Source organism: Clostridium saccharobutylicum DSM 13864 (assembly GCF_000473995.1).
GTDB classification, from domain to species: domain Bacteria; phylum Bacillota; class Clostridia; order Clostridiales; family Clostridiaceae; genus Clostridium; species Clostridium saccharobutylicum.
Genome location: NC_022571.1, coordinates 4685082 through 4708009, shown reverse-complemented (window position 1 = coordinate 4708009; position 22928 = coordinate 4685082). Strand labels below are relative to the sequence as shown.

Sequence of the window (22928 nt, the reverse complement as noted above, 5' to 3'; positions counted from 1 at the left end):
GTATATATGTGTTTATTAGAATTAAAAAATATTAATAAGTATTATAAAATAAGTGGCAGCAATAAGTTTCATGTTATAAAGGATGTCAATGTATCTTTTAATAAGGGAGAATTAGTATCTATAATTGGTGAATCAGGAAGTGGAAAATCTACTTTAATGAATTTAATTGGTGGATTGGATTCGAACTATTCAGGAGAATTACTTGTAAATGGAAAAGATATTAGTAAACTTAGAAAAAAAGAATTGGATACTTACAGAAAGAGTAAAGTTGGATTTGTTTTTCAAAGTTTTAATTTGATTTCACATTTATCAATTTTAGATAATGTGACAATTGCGATGACTTTATCTAATGTAAAGAAGAAAGCAAGAATTAAGCGTGCAAAAGAAATATTAAGTGAACTTGGTTTAGAAAATCAAATAAATAAAAAGCCTAGTCAATTATCTGGGGGTCAAAAACAAAGAGTTGCTATTGCAAGAGCTTTGATTAATAATCCGGAAATAATAATTGCAGACGAACCTACAGGAAGCTTAGATTCAAAAACTACAATGCAGGTTTTAGAAATATTAAGAAACATAGCTGAAAAAGGAAAGCTTGTAATTATGGTTACTCACTCTGAAAAAGTAGCATCATGTTCAAGTAGAGTAGTCAAAATAGCTGATGGTAAAATTATTTCGGACGATGAAATTTTTAAATTTGAAAATACATATAATCTAGAAGATTCATCTAGTAATCAAAAAAGATTTAAGTTCTTTGGTATAAGAGGAAAGAATTTAGGTATAATATCTGCAGTAAAATTAGCTTTAAAAAATATGAAAGAAAAGTTTGCACGTAATATATTTCTTTCTATAGGTGGCAGCATAGGAATAATGAGCGTTATTTTGATGTTATCTTTAGGTAATGGAGTTAAAACATATTTTAATACAATGATGAATAGTCATGTTAATCCTTTAGTAATTGAAGTTAATATGCCTAGTGAAGAAGATGATAAGACAATAGATTTAGATGTTGCTAAAATACAAAAACCAGAGATAAATAAAGAGAAGTCATTTGAAGATACGGATATTCAAAAGTTATCTCAAATAGAAAATGTATCTCAAATAGAAAAGGGATATACATTGATTTCAATGGGTTCAAATTCATTAAGTTATAATGGAAAAGGATCAAATTTAATAAGACTTTCAACAATATCATCAAATATAACGGAATCAAACATTCAAGAAGGAAGTTTACCTAAAGAAGGTGAAATATTAATAAATAAAGCTGTAAGTGATAAACTTGGTGGAGATGTTGTTGGGCAGAAAGTAACCTTAAATCTTTTGTTAAATCAAAAAACTGTAAAAGCAGAATTTGTTGTAAGTGGAATTGAGAATGCTAGCGGAGATTTATCATCAATAATTAAATCAGTTTTCTTAAATTATTCTGATTTAGAAAAAATCTATTCAGAAAATAATAGTGCCTTAAAACCAAATGTAATGTATATTAATACAACTAGTGAAAAATATACACCTGCAATTAAAGAAAAGGTTAAAGAATTTGGATATTCAGGATCTTCACAAGAGCAAATGACCTCAATGTTTAATGAAATGATAAATATCACAACATATGCATTATCAGGAATAGCGGCAATATCATTAATAGTATCAGCAATTATGATAATTGTTGTTATGTATATTAGTGTTGTTGAGAGAACAAAAGAAATAGGAATAATTAAGGCAATTGGTGCGAGACGAAAAGATATAAGAAGAATTTTTGTTTGTGAAGCATTTTTAATTGGAGTTTTTAGTGGTGTAATTGGCCTTGTTTTCTCATATGCAGTAATGAATGGTATTAATACTATGTCGAATAAACTGTTTAATATTAATGTAGTTATAATAAAGAATTCTTATGCAGCCTTTGGAGTAGGAGTAAGTATTATCATAAGCATATTATCAGGAATATTACCTGCTAATAAGGCATCTAAATTGGATCCGGTAGAATCTTTAAGAAGAGAATAACTGAAGATAAAAAGTTGTTTTGTTTATGTATTTGAGGGGAGATTAATCTATTGGATTATTTTACCTATAAGCATATGAAAGCCGTGATATAATCTATGATTACAAAGAAGAAATATGAGATATATATTGTAATATTATTGGAAATAGGGTAATATAAACATATGATTGTTTAAATAGTTAATTATTTTACCAATATTTTATATAGGTGTAAATATAAACACATAATCTGAAAGGGGATAGAATAAAATGAAAATGAAAAAATTATTATCAATTGGAGCACTTGGACTAGTTATGGCTTGCTCTACATCAGTTGCATCATTTGCAGCAGATACAAAATCATTATCTAGTGATGAAAAAGCTATAATAGTAGCAATGGCTAAGGAATATAAAAATGGAGGTAGCATTTTAGGTATTGATAAAAATACAACTACTTCTAGTGCTATTGGAATTAATACAAATGCAATTAAAAATGAATTAGAAAATTATGAAAATGGAAAAAGACTTTTAAATCACCTTGATTTAAATGGAACTGTTAATGATAATGCACATAGTGTAGTAGAAGCAATTATAAATAAGTGTCATGAAGTTGGTGGAAATGACGCTGATGCAAGAGATGCAGAATTTAAAATTTTAAGAGGTCAAATTATAGATGTAGTGAATGATGTATTAGCTTTTGATAAAGCAACTGGTACTGATAGAGCTAATAAAGAGACTAAACTTAAAAATTTATTAGCTAATTCAGAATACAGTGTTACTTTAGGTAAAAATAGTGATGGAGCAACAACTGTATCTGTTGAAAAGAAAGATGGTACAATAGCACTTCAAGTTAGTATGAATGATGCTGAAAAGATAAGAGATATTTTAAATACTTTAACTCTTGCAGATTTAGAAGATATTAATGCAGGAAACAATATCTTAGGTTAATTATAATTTTACAATTAGTGGAGAATTATATTTAATCAGTATAAACAGCATAGGTAGGCATTAATAGGAGGCATTAATATATAATGAAAGAATCCCATAAATATACTAGCATTATAATTAAAATATTATTAATGCTTAGTATTATGCTAGCTGTGTTAACCGTATTTATAAATTGTTTCGTTTTAAATAAAAACACTTATATAAATATGCTTAATAAAGAGGGTACTTATAAAAAGGTTACAGAATCCATATATAGTAAAATAGATTCTGTGCTAAAGGAAAAGAACATAAATTATGATATTAAGGAATCATTAATAACAGAAGATGATATAAAAAGAGAATCTGATACTGCAATTACTGGTTTGATTGAGTATTTAAAAACAGGTGAAAATAATATGAATACTGTAGATACTACAGTATATAAACAAAGAGTTTCAGATATCTTAAAATCTTTTGTTGGTGGTAGTAACTTATTATCAGAAAATACATCGCAAGATGAAAAAAATAATTTAGCTAATGGTGAAATTGCTTTTAATGATCAACTAAAAAGTACTAATTTATCATGTTCTGAAGGAAAGATAATTGTTCAGAATTTAGATAATGCTCAGGGAAAAGTTGAAACTCAAAATATTATATATGTTCAGAATAAATCAGATTTTGGATCAAATAATATGATAGTTGAAAAATTAGCATCTCGTAGCGAAATAGAAGATCAAGTAAGGAAAAAATTAGCTGAAAAAGGTATATCAGAAGATCAAGCTAGACAAATGTTAAAAGATAGAGGAATATCTGAAGAACAAGCATGGAAAATGTTAGGGCAGCAGGGCATAACACCGGATGATGATAATAAAGATGAAACAAGTAATGATTCATCTTCAAAAGGATCATCTGATGCTACTAATGCTAATGCTGCTAAGTCTCAGAGTAACTCTGATGATAATTCTTCACAAGAATCATCATCTAATCAGAATGAGATAAAAGAGGGAAACTCTACATCAAATTCTAATCATAATGGTAATGTGAAGGACAAGCTAAACAGTATTTCAGATGATAAAAAATCTATTATTCAAAATCAGTTAGATAGTATTGTAAATAAATTAGCTGATGAAGCTGGAAATATTATAGACAAAGAAGTTCAAAAAATAAGCTTAAATAGTTTGATGAATTCAAGTAAGATTCAAACAATAGCTAAAGTGATATCTATATTTTATAAGATGAGAGTAGCATTTATTATTGCACCTATAGTATTAGCTATAGCGCTACTGATGTTAGAGAAAAATGTTATTTCGATTGTAAAGTGGATAGGAATTAGTCTTTTATTTTCAGGAGTATTTTTATTAGCAATATCGCTTGGTGGTAATATGTTTAAAATTTATAATATCATCAATGTAAATACAGATTATTTAAAAGATATAATTTGTAATACAGTAAAGCGTTTTCTATCTATATTATCAATTTTTGGAATAATAACATTTGTTGTAGGAGCAATCTTAATGATACCAACAAGAATGTATATTAATAAACATAAATATAATTAGGAGGGGTATATAAAAATGAAAAATCTAAAGTTAAGAAAATTAGTTGCAGTTGCATTAACAGTTGCTGCAATCTCTACAGTATCTCCAGTAGGAGCATCAGCAGCATGGAAGCAAAATTCTACAGGTTGGTGGAATACAGAAGGAGATTCATATTCTACTGGCTGGAGAGCTATAGATGGAAAATGGTATTATTTTGATTCAACTGGATACATGAAAACAGGTTGGATAAATGATGGAAGCGCTTGGTATTTTGCAGATGCATCAGGTGCTATGAAAACAGGTTGGGTACTAGATGGAAGCACTTGGTACTATACAAATGCTTCAGGAGCAATGAAGACAGGTTGGGTACTAGATGGAAGTACTTGGTACTATACAAATGCATCAGGAGCAATGCAAACTGGATGGGTAAATTATAACGGTAACTGGTATTTCACAGCTTCAAATGGAGCAATGAAGACAGGTTGGGTAAATGATAATGGTACTTGGTACTTCACAAGTGTATCAGGAGCAATGCAAACTGGTGTTGTTGAAGTTGATGGAAAAGTATATTATTTAGCAGCATCAGGAGCAATGCAAACTGGACAAGTTACAATTAACGGAGTAGTTTATACATTTGCAGCAAGTGGTGAAGCTACAGGTGATAATATCCCAACTCCAGATAAAGGATTTAGTTCATCAGGTATATCACAAACACCAAATACTACTGGAAGCAATAATTCATCAAGTTCATCAAGATCATCAGGTTCATCAGGTGCTGGACACCATAAGAGTAGCAGTAGTTATGCAATAAATGCTGCTAGTGGATATAATAAAATAACTAAAAAATCAGATGATACTTATAGCGCAAGAGCTAATGCAGATGGAATGTTTAGATTTACAATTGATAATAAATCTGATGATAATTCATACTTCTATGCTACAAATGAAGATGGAACTGATGTTAATATAACAGCAGATAAAGATGGTATGTATGCAATTGACATAAATGCAGGTGCTAGCAATGTTATAGTTATAAAAGAAATTGTTCGTTCACAAGATGCTGAGTCTGGTGTAACTTATAAAGTACTTAACACATACAAACTTACAGTTACTAAATAATAGTAGCAATTCTGTTGTATTATAAATAAGATACAAATTAAACAAATGACTTCTGTATTTTTTCAGAAGTCATTTTTTAGGTATATTGATAAAATAAATAATATGTAAAAGATATTAAGTGTGTTTCTGCTAATATACTTAAAGAGTTTATATTTTGAACAATAGTTTACTCACATAATGTAAATTAAAAAATAAAAGATAATTATATCTATTTATAGTATTTTATATGCATAAAATAAAAAAGTACCTAAATTATAGAAAATTTATGTATTATATAGTATATGTATTATATATTAAATGATAAATTTATTATAAATTAAGAAAATTTTAATATATATTACCATATTGGAATGTTAAGATATATTAAAAGTTTTTTAATATATCAAATACAAAATAAAATGTGAATTAACATTTTATTTTCAGAAATAGGGGGAAGGAATAAATGAAGAAAAATGTAATTAAAATTGTTGCACTTGCATTAGCTGTAAGTGGAGCAGTTACACTTGCGCCAACAGAATTAAATTTAGGAATGAAGGCAGCTTATGCAGCAGAGACTAATAGTAGTGAATTATCATCATTAAAACTTGAAACTAATAGCGGTAGCACTATTAGATGTTATGATGATAAGGGTTATGATTCAGATGATAAAGTAGATTCAAATGATATGAAATATGACATACAATATTATGCTAAAACCAATTCTAAAAAAATAAAGGTTAAGATAGATGGAGTTAATGATAAGTATGTAAGAGTATTTACTAATGATTCAAGCTCTAGTAAAGGTCAAAAAGCAAATAAATCTATTAGCTTAGATTCTAGTACTACTAAACTAACTGTAAGAGTATATAGTGAAGAACCAGATAAGGATAATCCCAAATATAGTGATAAAGAAAATAAGTTATATGACTACACTATTAAGGTAAAGTATACTGGTAATAATAATGATAATAATGATAATGATGATGACAATGATAGTAGTGATTATGATGATATTTATCTAGATGATTTAACTTTAACTTATTCTGGAGATGATATTGATTTTGACTTTGATAAAGAAACAACTTCATATGATATAAAAGTTAAAAAAGATGTTTCTTATGTAAAAGTTATGGCTGAACCAGAAGATCATGATTATAAAGTTAGAGTTAATGATAGCGCAGTACATGAAGATGATGATTATGAAAAGAAAGTAACTTTAGATGAAGGAAAAAATACAATTAAAGTAAAAATCACAAATGATGATGATGAAAGAGTTTATACTCTAAATATAACTAGAGGAAGTTCATCATCAACAAATACTTCATCGGATAGTACATCTACAGATGATACAACTGTAGTTAATGCAAATGGTTGGAGTATTCAAAATGGACAAGTATGCTATTTGGATGAAAATGGAAATAGGAAAACTGGTTGGTTAGAACTTGAAAGTGATTGGTATTATTTAAGTTTTGATGGAGTTAGAAAAACAGGTTGGCAAAATATAAACGGAAATTGGTATCACATGGATGAACAAGGAAAAATGCAAACTGGCTGGTTTAAAGATTGGAATGGAACTTGGTATTACTTAAAACCATACTCAGATGGAACTAAAGGAGCTATGTTACACGACACATATGTTGGTGGATATAGATTAGGATCTGATGGAGCATGGGTAAGATAATAGTGTAAACTTCAAAAAAATACTTCATATGGAATTTAAGATTTCCATATGAAGTATTTTTTAGTGTCTAACTATTATTTATGTTAAAGTGATTTATTACAAATTTTTTTGAGTTTTTGTCTATTAATAAAGTTAATTGCAACTCCTACACCTAAAACTATCCAAAATATTGGAGCAACGCTTACAACTGAATCGTTAAATAATCCAGCAAACAAGTATCCAATTACACCTAAGCAAGTTGCTATACCAAGAATTTGATCCTTATCATATTCATTTTTTAGAGCATATAATTTAATGCTGTCAACAATGTAGATTATCATTACAGCTAAAAATGCTAATAATGCAATTACACCTTCGTTTAATGCTATTTGTAGGTAAAGATTATGTGGTTTATCGACAACCATATTAGTTGTATCATAAGCATAGTATTTTCCAATTAAATCATTTTGAGGGAATCTGAAAATAAAAGTATCAGGGCCACTGCCAATTAAGATATTTTGTTTTAATAAAGGAAGTGCTCTTGCCCAAATATATCCTCTCATAGAACCAAGTTTTTCTTTACCTTTAAATCCAATAGTATCAGGATAAACAACGTCAACATCAATTCCACTACTATAATCTACTAAATGAATGGTATTATTCGGTTTTAACTTGAACATAAATCCAGTTTTATTATCAATATTTACAATTACACCATCAGCTCTGCTTGATGTTTTAGCAAGTTTAGCAAATTGTAAAGAAATATTTGAGAAATTTTGTGCATCTGTTTTATATGATTTATCTTTATCATTGGTTCTAACGAACTGTATAATTTCATCTTTTGAATTTTTGAATACATAATTACCATTTTCAAAACCAATTTTTAAAGTATCATTAGCTAATGTTATTTCTGCACCCGTATCAGTATTTTTTACATCTTTAACAGCCGAATGTTCTCTATAATCAAAATCACTTGTGTCTTTAAAAACACTAAAAGAATCGGATATTAAGCTAGGGATTCTTGCAAATATAGCTCCCTTAGTTGCAAAGTTACCTATGATAGCTACAATGATTATACAACCAAGACCTATTAAAAATTGTTTTCTTCTCTTTAAAATTAATTTTCCAAATATAATCGCACCAAAAATTATTGACATAACAAGACCAATTATTCCAGCACGAGATGTACTTCCAAGTAATAACCAAATAGAAAGTAAACTTCCTATACATGCAAATAGTTTATATCCAATTTCATACTTTTCAAATATAGCTATGCAAAATAATATTGGTAATATAATCGCTACAAAACTACCAACATAGTTATAATGAAATAAAGTACCATATAGCTTTCCAGCTTCATATGACAAAGTTAGAGAAATATTTGTATATTCACTAGGGACAACAATTAACTTACCTAGATCACTTTTAATTAAGTCTTGCCCTATATATTGAAAGAAACCTAAAAATGAATTAATAGCAACTACGATTAGAATTGGAATAACAATATAGTTATAATTATCTGTAGTTTTGAAGGTATAAATAGAATAGATAAAAATAATCATATAGCAGGCTATTGTAATGAGACCTTCAGCTCTATCATACATACCATAAAAAGCCTGTTGCTTATATGGTGATAATATTGCAGAAGCTACAGTGAATAGTAAAAATACACCTGATGAAATTAAAATAGAATTAACTATTTTATCTTTTTTGTCAAAAATTTTTTTAAAGAAGACAACGCTAATTCCGACCAAGATAATAGCAAAAATTAGTAAAAACAAAGCTTTTCTTTGTGAAAATAAATCACTTCGTTTTGTAGTGCCATATAGCTTGGCAAGATTAGAATCGGGTTCTATAAAAGTTAAGCGAACAATTAAAGGAACGATTCCTAATATAAATGCAATTGGAAAGAAAAAATTAATAGGTTTTTCTCTTGAATTAGTTTTCATATTTTGCAATTCTTACACATCCTAATATTTATTTTTGTAATTTCTCTATACAAATATGTAATATTATAGCACCGTGAGTATGTCATTGCAATAAAATAGGGTGATTGCGATATAGATAAACAATTTAGAATTTAGGCTTATGTGGTAATTTAACGAAAGAAGCTATATTCTTTTTCTCGGTTGCTATATAATTGGGCTGTGGATTTCTATCAGCAGAAGTTGTATCAATTCCTACATGTTCCTCAAACAAGTTGAGAACAAGTAAGAATTAGACAACTTCTACTGAAGAAATGATTACAGCTCAATTATAAATGTAACACTCCAAAAAAGAACACAGCTTCTTTCTAGTTAGAATATATTTCGAAGTTTAAATTTAGCTCTTAGTTTGTTTATCTATATTTAATTAAGAGGAGAATATAAAAAATAAGCCACATTTTATATATGTGACTTATACTCATTTAAAATAATATTAATTGTCTTTGGTAAAATATTATTTATAGAATAATTTTCAACTAAATCTAAACTTTTATTAGACATTTTGTATTGGATTTCTTTACTATCATATATTGTTTTTATATATGTATAAAATTCAGAATCATTATCGTATTCAAAGAGAAATCCGTTTTCGTTTGGAATTACTAAATCTTTGTGGCCTTTTACATTAGATGCAACTATAGGAAGACCAACGCACATAGCTTCCATAATGTTAAATGGCAATCCTTCAATTCTGCTAGATGAAACACATATATCAGCCATTTGATAGTATGTACATGTATCTTTTGTATAACCAATAAAGAATACATTATTATTAATTCCTAATTCTTTAGTATAAGTTTTTAATTCATCTAACAATATTCCATCGCCAAGTAATAATAACTTAATATTTGTGTAACCATCTTTTACTAGTTTATCTACTGTATTTATAATAAATTTTTGATTTTTGCGTTTAGAAAATTCGGCTACATATATTAGGAAGAAATCATTAATTGAAAAGTGATGTTTTTTTCTTAAAGCAATTTTATCTTCATATGATATAGGAGAATAAGATGATAAATTTATTCCCATACCATCTATTGAGTATATATTATTTCTGTAAAGTTTGTGTTTTTGTGCAATTTTATAATCATCACGATTCATTACGATTATAGTATCAGTAACACATTTGGTGATTTTTTCGGCCATAACCATAATTATTTTTTTTATAAATGAACTGTTATTGTCAAATAAATATCCATGAACAGTATTTATTACTAGATTGGGTTTGTTGAAAGATAACATTATACCTAGTCTAGTAAAGAAAGCTGCAAGTGTAGTATGAAGACTTATAATATCATAATTTTCTGATTTGATTATTTTACTGATTTTTATTGCATTAGAAAAATTTTTAATAGAAAACATATTTTTTTGAAAAGGAACAGGTATAATTTTATCAATACATTTAAGTTCAGATTTATTATTAGCTTTTCCTATAACATGTACATTATAACCATGTTCTTTAAAGTATTTTATATATGGCATATGAAAGTTTTCTATATGCGATAAGGTTGATGCTACAAAAAGTATTTTCTTCATAATTTTACTCCATTATTAGTTGTAGTTTGGTTGCTGCTGCTTGTTGCTAATTTTTCACTATTTTTAAATCCCTTAAAAGCAGTTTGAAGTAATATAGTTATGTCCATTAGTATGTTCCAATTTTCGATATAATATATGTCATATTGAATTCTTTTCTTAATAGATGTATCTCCTCGATAACCTTTAATTTGGGCTAGTCCAGTTATTCCTGGCTTTACTTGATGTTTAACCATATAAAGAGGTATTTCATCTTTAAAGGTTTCAACAAAGTGAGGAAGTTCAGGTCGAGGGCCTACTAAGCTCATATCACCTTTTAAAACATTTAAAAATTGAGGTAATTCATCAATTGAAAATTTACGAATAAAAGAACCAAATTTAGTTTTTCTAGGATCATTATTTGTAGTCCAACCAGTTTTTTCCGAACAATTAACTTTCATTGATCTAAATTTGTACATTGTAAATATTTTTTTGTTTAAGCCTACACGATTCTGTTTAAAAATAATAGGGCCTTTTGAAGTACATTTAATTATAATAGAGGTAATAATCATAATTGGACTGACTAATATTAATAAGACAAGTGAACCTATTATATCTAGTGCTCTTTTTATAAAAGCATTTCCTAAATTGTCTAAAGGAATTCTTCTAAGATTAATAAGAGGAATGCTTCCAATTTGATCTATGTAAGGTTTACTTGGAATGTATTTATAGCAAAATGGAATAATTGAAATTTTAGTACCACTTTTTTCACAATCTGAAACTATATTTTCTAGATATTTTGAATCAGATATATCTAGAGCACAAATAACTTCATCAGGCTTGTACTCATATAATACATTTAATAAGTCATGATAATTACCAAGTTTTTTGCCTTGAAAATCTGAATTGTTAGCTACATATCCAGAATAACTATAACCATAGCTCTTATTAGTTTTAATAACATTTAAATATTCATTAGCAACTTCACCAGCACCGATAATAAGCACATGCTTTAAATTTAGTCCCTTTTCTCTAAACATTGAAAGAATTTTTCTTAAAATTAATCTTTTAGAGATTATTAAAAGAATATTTACAAAATAGAAAATTACAAGAACTAATCTAGAAATATGAACTAATTTTAATACAAACAATAAAGACAACAAAATTGCTATAAGAATTGTATTTGATTTAATAATTTTAATACATTCATTGATAAAAGCTGTAGTTCTAAATGAATGATATAAATTAAAAAAATAAAATATAATCAAATTTATAGGAATTATAACGACAGTAAATTGAATATACGTAAATAACCTAATGTAATCTGTATTAGATGAAAATATATGAAAACGAATGAAATACGCTAATATCATTGATATAAATAGAATTATAATATCTGAAATAGCATTGATTTGATTTAAAAATGTTTGATTTTCTTTTATCATTATTATACCCATCCTTTATACAGTAGATATATATAAATTAACTAGCTGTATAATATCATTTTATGTGAAGTTTTGCAATAAACGATTAATCGTACTTAATCTATAATTACTCAAATTGGAATAATTGCTGCATGCTTTATAAAAAAAGGCTTGCCTGAAATAACTACCAATGAGTAAATATTGTAAAATCCGTTTATTTATTTATTTTATTATGTTAAAATAAATACAAAATTGTTTTTATAAAGAGGTGAAAATGTGTTTCTAAGTATTGTTGTGCCGGTATATAATGTGGAAACTTATTTAAAGAGATGTTTAGAGAGTATACTAGCATGCAAATTGACAGATTATGAAGTGATTTTGGTGAATGATGGAAGCACAGATAATAGCTTTAATATTTGCTTGGACTTCGAAAAACGATATAGTGAGATTAAAGTTATAAATCAAAAAAATGGAGGGCTTTCTAATGCAAGGAACAGTGGACTTAAGGAAGCGAAAGGCACATATATTGCATTTATAGATAGCGATGATTATATTATAAGTGAAAATTTCTCAAGAGTTATAGAAAAGTTAAAAAATATAAGAAAAAAATCAATAGACATAGTAGTTAGTGATTTTTTTAGAGTTTCTCAAGAAGAAAAGATAATTGATAGAATTAATCAAATTGAGGGAAGTGAAGATCTAATTTGTGATAATTCATATATGATGAAATTTTTATTGCCTCATGGGTGTTTTTGGAATGCATGGCGTTTTATATTTAATAGAAGTTTTTTGCAAGAAAATAAATTTCAATTTAAAGAGGGATTTTTATGCGAAGATATTGATTTTGCTGTAAAAACCTTATTGAAATCTAAAAATATAGTTTTTTATCATAATCCTTATTATTGTTACAAATTAGGAAGAGAAAACTCTATAATGAATAAAGTTAGTATTAAGTTTATGTATGATTATCTTACAATTACAAAAGAATGTATGGATCTATTACATAAAAATAACGAGATAAATTTCTCATATAGAATGAAAACGAAACTAGTAGTAGAATATATTTTAAATTTAGCGACTATTTACGAAGTAGATAAAGAGCATAGAAAAGAAGCAAAAGATTTATTTAAGCAGACACAGTATATATTGAAGATGACAGAAGATAAGAAATGCAGACAATTTAATAGTGTAATTAGTTTATTAGGTATTTCGCCTGTAGCATTTGTATTATTTCTTTTAAAGAAAGTAAGGAGAACAATAAGGATATGGACAAGAATGTTTCGAAAAAAATAAAATATTATGGAAAGATTCTAAAAAGATATCAAAATGTTGTTGATTTTTATACTAGTAGTCAAAAATTATTAAAAAACATGCCAAAAAATTTATCTTATGAAGATAGTGTAATATATGAAACATCTGTACTGGTGACGGCACCAGTATTAGTTAGTTATGTCATATATATATTGAAAGATGCACAAAGACGAGGAATGCAACGGTTATATTTCCTTTCCAGGGATGGTTATATCATGTATAAAATAGCTAAAGTTATATGTAATAAATATAAAATAAATATAGATTGTAGATACTTATATGTAAGTCGTTTGGTGTTAAGAGAACCTATTTATTTTATTGATAAAAATGAGGCAATGAAATATTTTTGTGAGTATGGGGTTAAAGTTTCACCTAAGATAGTATTAAAACGTGCAGGAATAAGTTGTGAAATGCAAGGCAAAATACTTAATGAGATTGATGTTAAATTTAAAGAAAAGCTTTTAACTAAGGATGAATTAATTATTTTACGAGAAAAATTAAAAAATAATGAATGTTTTATAAAAGAAGCATTAGAACACTCAAAATCTAAATATAAAATAATATATGAATATTTTGTTCAAGAAGGACTAACAGAAAACAGAGATTATGCAATTGTCGATGTAGGTTGGCTTGGGTCGATGCAACGTAATATAAGGCAAATTCTTTCTTATGCAGGTGATAATAGAACTTTATGCGGATATTATTTTGGTATGTTTGAAAATGGAAAAGTAGAAGATGGAGACTACAATTGTTTTTATTTTTCTAAAGAATTTAATAGTTCTAGACGAGTTTTTTTTAATAACAACTTATTTGAATGTATGTGTAGTGCAAATCATGGAATGACAGTAGGATACAAAAGAAACAATAATAATTCAATTAATGCAGTTTTTAGCGATCAAGAACTGAAATGGAACGTGAATTTACAATTAAATACTGTGGAAAAGTTTACGAAATTGTTTGTAAGTGAAAATGAGTGGAATAATATTTTCATAGATAAGTTATCTAATTTAACTCAAAAGTTACTTAAAAGTTTTATGATGTTTCCAAGTATAAATGAAGCTACCGTATATGGAAGCATACCCTTTGCTGATGATCCGAGTGAAAGTTATATGTTAAATTTAGCGGAGAAACTTACAAATGAGGAATTGTGGCAATATAATATTTTTTATAAAATATATAGAAATATATTTTTAAATAATAAACAAATAAAATATAATGAATCTTTTTGGATTAATGGAACTATTAAGTTATCTAATATATCATGTAAAAAGCTATTTAATTTAAGTTGTTTAATATGTGAGTATCTTCATTATTTAAAGTTGAATAAAGTAAATTAACTATAGTTTATTTGAAGTTAATAAAGCAACTCACGTGGATTAATAATATAAATATTTAACAATTTATTAACCTAAATAATACTGAATGTTTTCAATATTATTAGGATATTTTTGGAGGTTATTTTTATGGTTTTAGGATTTTGTCAGTTCTTAAAAGATCTGATTAAAGATAGAGAATTATTATTTAGATTATCAATTAATGATTTTAAAGCAAAATATGCAGGTTCTATATTTGGGATTATATGGGCATTTGTTCAACCTTTAATTACAATTTTAGTGTTTTGGTTTGTTTTTGAAATGGGATTTAAATCAGTTCCCATTGATAATTTTCCATTTATCTTATGGTTTGTGCCTGCATATATTCCTTGGATTTTCTTTAATGATATTTTAATGTCTACTTCTAATTGTTTATATGAATATAACTATTTAGTTAAGAAAGTAAAATTTAGAGTTAGTATTTTGCCAATTATGAAGATAGTATCAGCCTTTTTTGTACATATATTTTTTGTTTTATTCATATTTTTGATATTTGGAATGTATGGATATGGAATCAATGCATATTTTTTTCAATCCTTTTATTATACATTTGCACTTATAGTATTTTGTATGGGATTATCCTGGGCTGTATCTGCACTTTCAGTATTTTTTAAAGATATGACACAATTAATATCAGTAATTTTACAAATTGGTTTTTGGATTACACCTATTTTCTGGAATGCGGATAAAATGGATTCTTGGATTGGTAAGCTATTAAAAATAAATCCTATTTATTATATTATTAGAGGTTATAGAGATAGTTTTCTTTATGGAGTACCATTTTGGCATAGAATAAATACATCAATTTATTTTTGGATGGTAACTATTATTTTATTTGTTTTTGGAACTTTAATTTTTAAAAAATTAAGACCTCATTTAGCAGATGAATTATAAGGAGTGTAAAATTTGAGTGTAATTAATGTAGAGAATGTGAAGAAAGTATATCCTTTATATAATAATAAAAAAGATAGATTAAAAGAAGCTTTTTCTATATCAGGAAAAAAGTATCATAAAGATTTTTATGCTTTAAATGATATAAGTTTTCAGATAGAAAAGGGTGAATGTGTTGGATTAATTGGATTAAATGGTTCAGGAAAATCTACTATTTTAAAAATTTTAGCTGGAGTATTAACACAAAGTGAAGGAAAAATAGATATTGAAGGAAAGGTTTCAGCATTGTTAGAGCTAGGAGCAGGATTTAACCCAGAGTACACAGGGTTTGAAAATATATATCTTAATGCAATGATGATGGGATTTTCAAAGAAAGAAACTGATGAAAAATTGCAAGATATATTAGACTTTGCAGATATTGGAGAATTTATAAATCAACCTGTAAAAGTATATTCATCAGGAATGTTTGTAAGGCTGGCATTTGCCATAGCAATTAATGTAGAGCCAGATATTCTAATCGTAGATGAAGCTTTAAGTGTTGGAGATGTATTCTTTCAACAAAAATGTTATAAAAAAATAAAAGAATTAGCTGGTAAATCTACTGTATTGATTGTATCACATGATTTAAATGCAATGACAAAATTCTGTAAAAGAATTATTGTTATGAATAAAGGGAACTTAGAATTTGATGGTGAACCTAATGAAGCTATTACACAATACTTTAGAATTAAACAAGGACAAGTAAAAGAAAATTTATCATTAACTTCAAATAAATCAAATGAAGTACTTAATTTAGAAGATTATAAAATTCCGAAGCAGAATGAATATAGTGGGAAGATGGATGTAATTATTGAAAAATATTTTTACTCTATTAATGATGAGCCTTTTGCAGAATATTGCCAAAGGGATGATGAAATTCATATTTCACTTATAGTAGATTCTAATAAAGACATAGATGATTTAATTGTTGGTTATCAAACAAGAGATAAATATGGTAATGAAGTATTTGGGCAAACATCTTTAACATCAGAAGTGGAACAGTTTCAATTAGAAAAAGGAAAAAATATCATATCTTTTAAAGTTACATGGCCAGAAATAAGAGAAGGTGATTATTTTATTACTTTAGGAATTGGTGAAGGTATTGATGTTTTAAATCAAACCGAAGAGTGTTGGATTAATAATGCGATACATGTAGTTGCAAGTACAATTGGAAAAACAATTTTTGGAGTATTTAATAATTCTATTGAAGACTATACAATTGAAAGAGTAAAGTAAATTAAAAAATAAGAGGGGATAATTAAAATGGAAGAATGGAGCTATCATGAACCAAAGTTTGAATGTGATGAAATAAATTATGATTTACTTAGATATTCACCTTGGTCAGGACATAGAAATTTTGCATATGATTTTGTGAGTTTTTTCAAACCAAAAACTATTGTTGAATTAGGAAGTCATTATGGATGTTCGGCGTTTGCATTTGCTCAAGCGATAAAAGATTTTAATTTGAATACAGAACTTGATGCAATTGATACGTGGTCTGGTGATGATTTTACAAAGAATGATTATGAAAATGATGTATATTCGGTTTTTAAAAAGACAATAGATAAATTCTATTCTGAACAAAAAATAAATATGTTAAGAATGACATTTGATGAAGCAATTTCAAAATTTGAAGACAATTCAATTGATGTATTACATATTGATGGTTCTCATCATTATGATGATGTTAAGCATGACTTTTATACGTGGTTTCCTAAGGTGAAAAATGATGGAATAATTTTTTTGCATGATATAAGTGAAGATATTGTATTAGGAAGTATAATGGGATCAAATAAATTTTGGAATGAATTAAGTGAAAAATTTAAAAACACAATGAGATTTGATTTTAGTTGGGGACTAGGAATAATTTTTCTTTCAGAAGAAAAATATATGAGAGCTATTAATAAAATCAATTTAAGCAAATATCAAAGACAAAATAATGCTTTGTCTGTAGAATATAGAGAAGAATTAAGAAAAAGATATTTTATATTAAAGGACAATAAATTCTATATTGATAGTTTAATGGAGCAATTAAAAGTTAAAGATCTTCATTTGAACAGATACAATGAAGATATGATTGAAAAGAACAAATATATAGGAGTATTAGAAAAACAGGTTTTAGAAAAAGATAAAGATTTAAATGCTTATAAGTTAAATGTAGAAGGTAAAGATAAATATATAAACGAACTAGAAATTCAAATTAGTGAAAAAGATAAAATTTTAAATGATTATAAGTTGAACGTAGAAGGTAAAGACAGATATATTAGTGAACTAGAAACTAGAATTGCAGAAAAAGAAAATATTCTTTTTGAATTAGAAGAAAAATTAAAAAAAAGCTTTTTCGGAAAATTTATAAAAAAATAAATTGATTAGGAGTGTAGATTATTATGATGGATGCTTTGATTTCTATTATAATACCAGTTTATAACACGGAAAAGTATTTAAAACGTTGTTTAGATAGTGTTGTAAATCAGAGTTATAAAAATATCGAAATCATTGTTGTAAATGATTGTTCCCCAGGAAATGCAGAGGAAATAATAAATTCTTATATGGAACATGATGAAAGAATAAAGTATGTTACATATGAAAAAAATAAGGGATTATTTTGTGCACGATTAAAAGGTGCTGAAATTGCTACTGGTGATTATATTGCATTTATTGATAGTGATGATTATGTAACTATAGATTTTTATCATTGCTTGGTAAAGAATGCAATCAAAAATAATTCGGATATTGTAATTGGTAAAACAATTTTTGAAAAAAGTAAAGAAGAACAATATATTAATAATTTACATGATTGTTGTTTTTTGTTTGATGAGCTTAACGGAGAAGAAGTAAGAAATAATTATTTCAATCAAAAGGGGTTATGTTATTCGTGGCATACAGTATGGAATAAATTATATAAAAAGGAATTATGGGATAAGTGTTTAGAATATTATAACAAAATAACAGAGCATTTAATTATGACAGAAGATATTGCTTTTTCCACATTGATGTTTTACTATGCTGAAAAAGTTACTACAACACAAAATGATGGATATTTCTATTGTCAAAATGGAGATGCATCAACAAATGTAGATGATATAACAATAAAAAAATTTGAAAAAAATATGAAAGATATAAAATTAGTATTTGATTTTGTAAATGATTTTTTTGAAGATGTTAATGCACCACAATGGATAAAAGATAAATTTTTAGAAACTAAAAAGTATTATTCTAGAATGTGGAGGGAACTTGGAGAAAGAGTTTTCTTTGGTCACAAAAAAGTATGTGCAGCTAAAATTATGGAAGAATTTTTACCACAATATAAAGAACATACTAGTGAAGACGATCATTTCTTTGAATCTATTAACACAAAATGGAACGGTGGACTAGAACACATAAAAGAACAAATAATAACAGGGGATTATGAGTATATTAGCTTTGATATATTTGATACATTAATATGTCGTCCGCTTTATAATCCTACTGATTTATTTTATATGTTAGATAAGAAATTCGAAGAATTATATGAGACTAATATCAGTTTTTATAAAATAAGAATTGCTGCAGAATCTATAGCAAGACAAAAGGAAAGCGGTTTACATCCTTCTTTTCAAGATGTTAATATTGATGAAATTTATAATTATATAAGTATGGAATACAATATACCTGTTGACATTGCAAATTTGATGAAAGAAGAAGAAAAAAAATTAGAGATACAACTTTGTCGTGAGCGTAAGTCTGTAAAAGAACTTTTTGATGCTGCACTAATATGTGGAAAAAAAGTAATCATAGTTTCAGATATGTATCTTGATGAAGAAACTATTGTTAAAATATTAAGTAAAAATGGATATTATGGATATGAAAAGTTATATTTATCTTCTACATTAAGATTAACTAAATACAATGGTGCACTATTTAAAACAGTATTAGAAGATTTGAACGTTAAAGGAAATAAAATTCTTCATTTAGGTGATACATGGCAAAATGATATCATAAATGCTGAGGCAGTTGGAATTAAAACTATGTTTATTCCAAAGGCATTAGAGGTTTTTGAAAATAAAATTCCTAATGTATGCACTAATAATTGTGGTTATATAGCCAAGTCTGCATGTGGAAGTGTACAGAATCCAAAAGGCTTTATGGATTCATTAGGATTTCGTTCAATGTTAGCACTTGTGGCAAACAAGTATTTTGATAATCCATATAGAAGTTTTAATGAAGTTAGTGATTTTAATATTGATCCATATTTTATGGGATATTATGCTGTTGGGATGCATATGGCAGGAATAGTAAAATGGATAATGGAAGAATCAGAAGAAAAAGAATATGATAATATTCATTTTATGTCTAGAGATGGGTATCTTCCTATGAAAATATACGAAAAGTATCATGAAGTATATAAAAATGCACCAGAAGCTAAGTATATTTATACATCTAGAAAATCACTTTTACCAGGAATGCTTATAAATGAACTTGATTTTTATGATTTACCTATTGAATTTAGAAATCATACTCCAAAGACAATTTTATCTTTACTTAAGTTTTGTTCAAAAGAAGTTAATAAAGATATAGAAATAAATTTAAGGAATAATGGAATTTTATATAATAAAGCATTTGAAAACGAAGATGAGTATAATAATTTTATGAGATATTATTTAGAAAACTTATATGACGGAATGAAGCATGAGAAATCTTATAATGTTGCAAAAGATTATTATTCAATTTTAAATTGTAAAAAAGATGTTACTTTTGATTTGGGTTATAGTGGAAGGATTCAAGGAGCAGTTTCAAAGCTAGCAGGAGAAGGAATAAATGTGTATTTTATACATAGTGACAGTAAGAAATCAGATAGTGTTAAGAGAAAGCATAATTTTAAAATAAAAAGTTTTTATGATTTTACTCCTAACATGACTGGATTAATAAGAGAACATCTTCTTTCAGATCCAGGACCTTCTTGTATAGGATTTAAAAGAAAAGAAGGAACAGTAATACCAAGGTTTGATTTAGAAGAAAAAGATTTTCAAGATTTCTTTATTGTAGATTTAATTCAAAAAGGTGCAATTGATTTTACAGAAGATTATATTGAAATTTTTAAAGAATATATTGAATATATTCCTTTTAAGAGTCAAGAAGTATCACTTGTATTTGAAGGAATGCTTATAAATTCAAAAGATATTGATAGAAAAATATTTAAGGCTTCTTATTTTGAAGATTTAGTTTATGGTGCTAGAGATAGAATTAATATATATGAATTTATTAAAAATGAAATAGAAATACTAAAAGCTGAAAATCCTACTTTAGGTTTAGATAGTGGTATGGATTATAGTAGTATGATAGAGAAAATACTATGGGGAAGAAATAAGATTATTAAGTTTATGATTTATACGATCTTTGATAGAAAAACTTTGAAGGGAAAAGTAAAAAATAAGCTTGAAAATACCCCTATAATATTTAAGATATGTAAAAAAGGATATAAAATTTTAAAAAAATATTTTAAAAAGAATATTTAAAAAGTAGTGTAACTCGTTGTACTAATTAAAATTAATCAATTGTAATAATATAGTACAACGAGTTAAATTTTAATTGGATAAATTTATGAGAATTATGGCATTATTATAATAAATAATGATTAAAAATATTTGTAAGGAGAAATTAATGAAAGAAAATTTGAATGAAAATGTGATTAATATGAAAAAATTAGAATTTGAAAGTAGTAATATTAAAATATTTATAACACATTTAATTTTTGTAGGAATTGCTTATGCAATGTTTCTGAAAATGCATTTTTCTGTAGATTCTTATGCTATTATATATGATAATTTAGGAATGCAATATCTAATGCAAGGGAGAATGGTTACATATTTTTTAAATTTAATATTTAATAAATTAAATATTAATCCAACATTAAATCAGCAAATATTTTCAGTATATTTAATAATTTGTATTGCGGCGTCAAGTACAATATTGTTTTCGATTATAAGTAAGTATTTACAAAGCTTAAAATTTAGTCAGTGGATATTGGTTAATATTTCAATTATATTATCTTTTATAAATGTATTTTTATTAGAATGGTTTTTGTATCCGGAGATTACTTTTTTCTTAGGTACAGGATTAGTTAGTACTGTTGCAGCAATTTACATATTAAATAAAGGTAATAGAATTATTAATATTATAGGTTCCTTCCTATTTTTAATGATTTCTATGGGAATATATCAAGCAAATTTAGGCATTTTTATTATATACAGTTTAGTGATTTGTTTAATTAAAAATAAAATGAACTTAAACATGGTTTCTGTCAAAGAATCATTTCTCGTACTTTTTATAGGTTTTTCTAATTCTGTCTTGAATGTTTTATTATTAAAATTAGCAATAGTATTAGGAATAGCTGTAAAGGGTGATAGGGCACCGAGTTTTAGTTTTGAAGTTATAAAAACAAATATGGAAGGAGTCTTAAGAGTACAAAAAAGTATTTGGAATAATGCATATAATTTTCTTCCTAAATATAGTGTTAGTATATTTGGTATTGTATTATTTTTTATGCTTGGTTATTTACTAAGAAAAAATAAATATTGTAAAAAAAATATTGCATATTTTATATGTGTTATAGTTATCAATTATTTAATTATATTTGCACCACATTTATTTACAAGTAATCTATGGTTAGCACAAAGAACTATTGTAGGATTTTTTGTGTTTTTATCTTCTCTTATTATTTTAGTAATGTTTAATTGTAAAAATAATAAGAGAATGGAGAGAGCATTACTGGTTATATCAAGTACGTTTTTAATAATCAATTATATACAAATACAGAACATTGGTATTAATCATATGGAAAGCAATAGATTAGATCAAGAATATGTTTCAATGATTAATCAAGAAATTGAAAAATACGAAAATCAAAATAATATTAAGGTTAAATATATTGCTGCAGAAAATGATACAAAACCTACATATAATTATAAAAATATTGGATATTCAATTTATGATACTAATATAAGGGCATTTATAACACCTTGGGCCAATGTGAATATGATAAATTATTTTTCAGATAAAGATTATATTAAAGTACCAATGGATTCAACAATATATGAGAAGTACTTTAAGGGGAAAAATTGGGATGAGTTTTCTAAAGATGAGCAATTTATTTTTGTAGGAGATACGTTATATTTGATTTTGTATTAAAAATATTATTAAAATGCATACATAAGTATTTA

General features: G+C 26.3%; 16 protein-coding genes. 12 read left to right on the top strand and 4 right to left on the bottom strand.

The annotated features are described in order from the left end of the window. The first annotated feature begins 6 nt into the window (after positions 1 to 6). The 5 genes from CLSA_RS20275 to CLSA_RS20255 all read left to right on the top strand — a co-directional run bounded on the left by CLSA_RS20275 (position 7) and on the right by CLSA_RS20255 (position 7215). Positions 7 to 1995 carry an ABC transporter ATP-binding protein/permease gene (locus tag CLSA_RS20275; RefSeq protein WP_022750180.1) on the top strand — a complete coding sequence of 663 codons (1989 nt, stop codon included), beginning with the start codon at positions 7 to 9 and terminating at the stop codon, positions 1993 to 1995. Between the two features lie 246 nt (positions 1996 to 2241). After that, a complete protein-coding gene (locus CLSA_RS20270; protein WP_022750179.1) occupies positions 2242 to 2919 on the top strand; it encodes a hypothetical protein in 678 nt (225 codons plus the stop codon). A gap of 83 nt (positions 2920 to 3002) precedes the next feature. Beyond that, positions 3003 to 4457: an MATE family efflux transporter gene (locus CLSA_RS20265; RefSeq protein ID WP_022750175.1), complete on the top strand. Its 1455-nt coding sequence runs from the start codon at positions 3003 to 3005 to the stop codon at positions 4455 to 4457. A gap of 15 nt (positions 4458 to 4472) precedes the next feature. Further along, positions 4473 to 5555, top strand: a complete 1083-nt coding sequence (locus CLSA_RS22295) for a PspC-like choline-binding domain-containing protein (protein WP_022750171.1) — start codon at positions 4473 to 4475, stop codon at positions 5553 to 5555. A 442-nt stretch (positions 5556 to 5997) separates the two neighbouring features. Beyond that, positions 5998 to 7215, top strand: a complete 1218-nt coding sequence (locus CLSA_RS20255) for an N-acetylmuramoyl-L-alanine amidase family protein (RefSeq protein ID WP_022750168.1) — start codon at positions 5998 to 6000, stop codon at positions 7213 to 7215. Positions 7216 to 7298: 83 nt separating this feature from the next. Here the strand turns inward: CLSA_RS20255 and CLSA_RS20250 are convergent, their stop codons facing one another. From CLSA_RS20250 to CLSA_RS20240, 4 genes are all read right to left on the bottom strand, one after another. Continuing rightward, positions 7299 to 9143: an O-antigen ligase family protein gene (locus tag CLSA_RS20250; protein WP_022750166.1), complete on the bottom strand. Its 1845-nt coding sequence runs from the start codon at positions 9141 to 9143 to the stop codon at positions 7299 to 7301. A 124-nt stretch (positions 9144 to 9267) separates the two neighbouring features. Continuing rightward, the gene (locus tag CLSA_RS24425) at positions 9268 to 9393 is read right to left on the bottom strand and encodes a hypothetical protein (RefSeq protein ID WP_022750163.1); all 126 of its coding nucleotides are present in this window, start codon (positions 9391 to 9393) and stop codon (positions 9268 to 9270) included. Between the two features lie 185 nt (positions 9394 to 9578). After that, entirely contained in the window at positions 9579 to 10715 is a 1137-nt protein-coding gene (locus tag CLSA_RS20245) for a glycosyltransferase (protein WP_022750160.1), read from the bottom strand. Further along, on the bottom strand, positions 10712 to 12136 hold the full coding sequence (locus tag CLSA_RS20240) for an undecaprenyl-phosphate glucose phosphotransferase (protein ID WP_022750159.1): 1425 nt from the start codon (positions 12134 to 12136) through the stop codon (positions 10712 to 10714). The genes CLSA_RS20245 and CLSA_RS20240 overlap by 4 nt, the downstream gene beginning before the upstream one ends. A 255-nt stretch (positions 12137 to 12391) precedes the next feature. Here CLSA_RS20240 and CLSA_RS20235 point away from each other — a divergent pair, with 255 nt between their 5' ends. The 7 genes from CLSA_RS20235 (at position 12392) to CLSA_RS20205 (ending at position 22896) form a co-directional block, all read left to right on the top strand. Further along, positions 12392 to 13408, top strand: a complete 1017-nt coding sequence (locus CLSA_RS20235; RefSeq protein ID WP_022750157.1) for a glycosyltransferase family 2 protein — start codon at positions 12392 to 12394, stop codon at positions 13406 to 13408. Continuing rightward, positions 13381 to 14763 carry a hypothetical protein gene (locus CLSA_RS20230; RefSeq protein WP_022750153.1) on the top strand — a complete coding sequence of 461 codons (1383 nt, stop codon included), beginning with the start codon at positions 13381 to 13383 and terminating at the stop codon, positions 14761 to 14763. The genes CLSA_RS20235 and CLSA_RS20230 overlap by 28 nt, the downstream gene beginning before the upstream one ends. 126 nt (positions 14764 to 14889) lie before the next feature. Then, positions 14890 to 15693, top strand: coding sequence for an ABC transporter permease (locus CLSA_RS20225; protein WP_022750150.1), 804 nt, complete (start codon positions 14890 to 14892; stop codon positions 15691 to 15693). A gap of 12 nt (positions 15694 to 15705) precedes the next feature. Then, positions 15706 to 16965, top strand: a complete 1260-nt coding sequence (locus CLSA_RS20220) for an ABC transporter ATP-binding protein (RefSeq protein WP_022750146.1) — start codon at positions 15706 to 15708, stop codon at positions 16963 to 16965. A 27-nt stretch (positions 16966 to 16992) separates the two neighbouring features. Beyond that, on the top strand, positions 16993 to 18093 hold the full coding sequence (locus CLSA_RS22290; protein WP_022750143.1) for a class I SAM-dependent methyltransferase: 1101 nt from the start codon (positions 16993 to 16995) through the stop codon (positions 18091 to 18093). Positions 18094 to 18116: 23 nt separating this feature from the next. Further along, on the top strand, positions 18117 to 21224 hold the full coding sequence (locus CLSA_RS20210) for an HAD-IA family hydrolase (protein WP_022750139.1): 3108 nt from the start codon (positions 18117 to 18119) through the stop codon (positions 21222 to 21224). A 145-nt stretch (positions 21225 to 21369) separates the two neighbouring features. Continuing rightward, a complete protein-coding gene (locus CLSA_RS20205) occupies positions 21370 to 22896 on the top strand; it encodes a glucosyltransferase domain-containing protein (protein ID WP_022750135.1) in 1527 nt (508 codons plus the stop codon). The last annotated feature ends 32 nt before the right edge of the window (positions 22897 to 22928 follow it).

What these genes read in the sequence shown, in the direction of transcription:
- CLSA_RS20275 (WP_022750180.1), top strand. Translation starts at nt 7, where the DNA reads ATGTGTTTATTAGAATTAAAAAATATTAATAAGTATTATAAAATAAGT.
- CLSA_RS20270 (WP_022750179.1), top strand. Translation starts at nt 2,242, where the DNA reads ATGAAAATGAAAAAATTATTATCAATTGGAGCACTTGGACTAGTTATG.
- CLSA_RS20265 (WP_022750175.1), top strand. Translation starts at nt 3,003, where the DNA reads ATGAAAGAATCCCATAAATATACTAGCATTATAATTAAAATATTATTA.
- CLSA_RS22295 (WP_022750171.1), top strand. Translation starts at nt 4,473, where the DNA reads ATGAAAAATCTAAAGTTAAGAAAATTAGTTGCAGTTGCATTAACAGTT.
- CLSA_RS20255 (WP_022750168.1), top strand. Translation starts at nt 5,998, where the DNA reads ATGAAGAAAAATGTAATTAAAATTGTTGCACTTGCATTAGCTGTAAGT.
- CLSA_RS20250 (WP_022750166.1), bottom strand. Translation starts at nt 9,143, where the DNA reads ATGAAAACTAATTCAAGAGAAAAACCTATTAATTTTTTCTTTCCAATT.
- CLSA_RS20245 (WP_022750160.1), bottom strand. Translation starts at nt 10,715, where the DNA reads ATGAAGAAAATACTTTTTGTAGCATCAACCTTATCGCATATAGAAAAC.
- CLSA_RS20240 (WP_022750159.1), bottom strand. Translation starts at nt 12,136, where the DNA reads ATGATAAAAGAAAATCAAACATTTTTAAATCAAATCAATGCTATTTCA.
- CLSA_RS20230 (WP_022750153.1), top strand. Translation starts at nt 13,381, where the DNA reads ATGGACAAGAATGTTTCGAAAAAAATAAAATATTATGGAAAGATTCTA.
- CLSA_RS20225 (WP_022750150.1), top strand. Translation starts at nt 14,890, where the DNA reads ATGGTTTTAGGATTTTGTCAGTTCTTAAAAGATCTGATTAAAGATAGA.
- CLSA_RS22290 (WP_022750143.1), top strand. Translation starts at nt 16,993, where the DNA reads ATGGAAGAATGGAGCTATCATGAACCAAAGTTTGAATGTGATGAAATA.
- CLSA_RS20210 (WP_022750139.1), top strand. Translation starts at nt 18,117, where the DNA reads ATGATGGATGCTTTGATTTCTATTATAATACCAGTTTATAACACGGAA.
- CLSA_RS20205 (WP_022750135.1), top strand. Translation starts at nt 21,370, where the DNA reads ATGAAAGAAAATTTGAATGAAAATGTGATTAATATGAAAAAATTAGAA.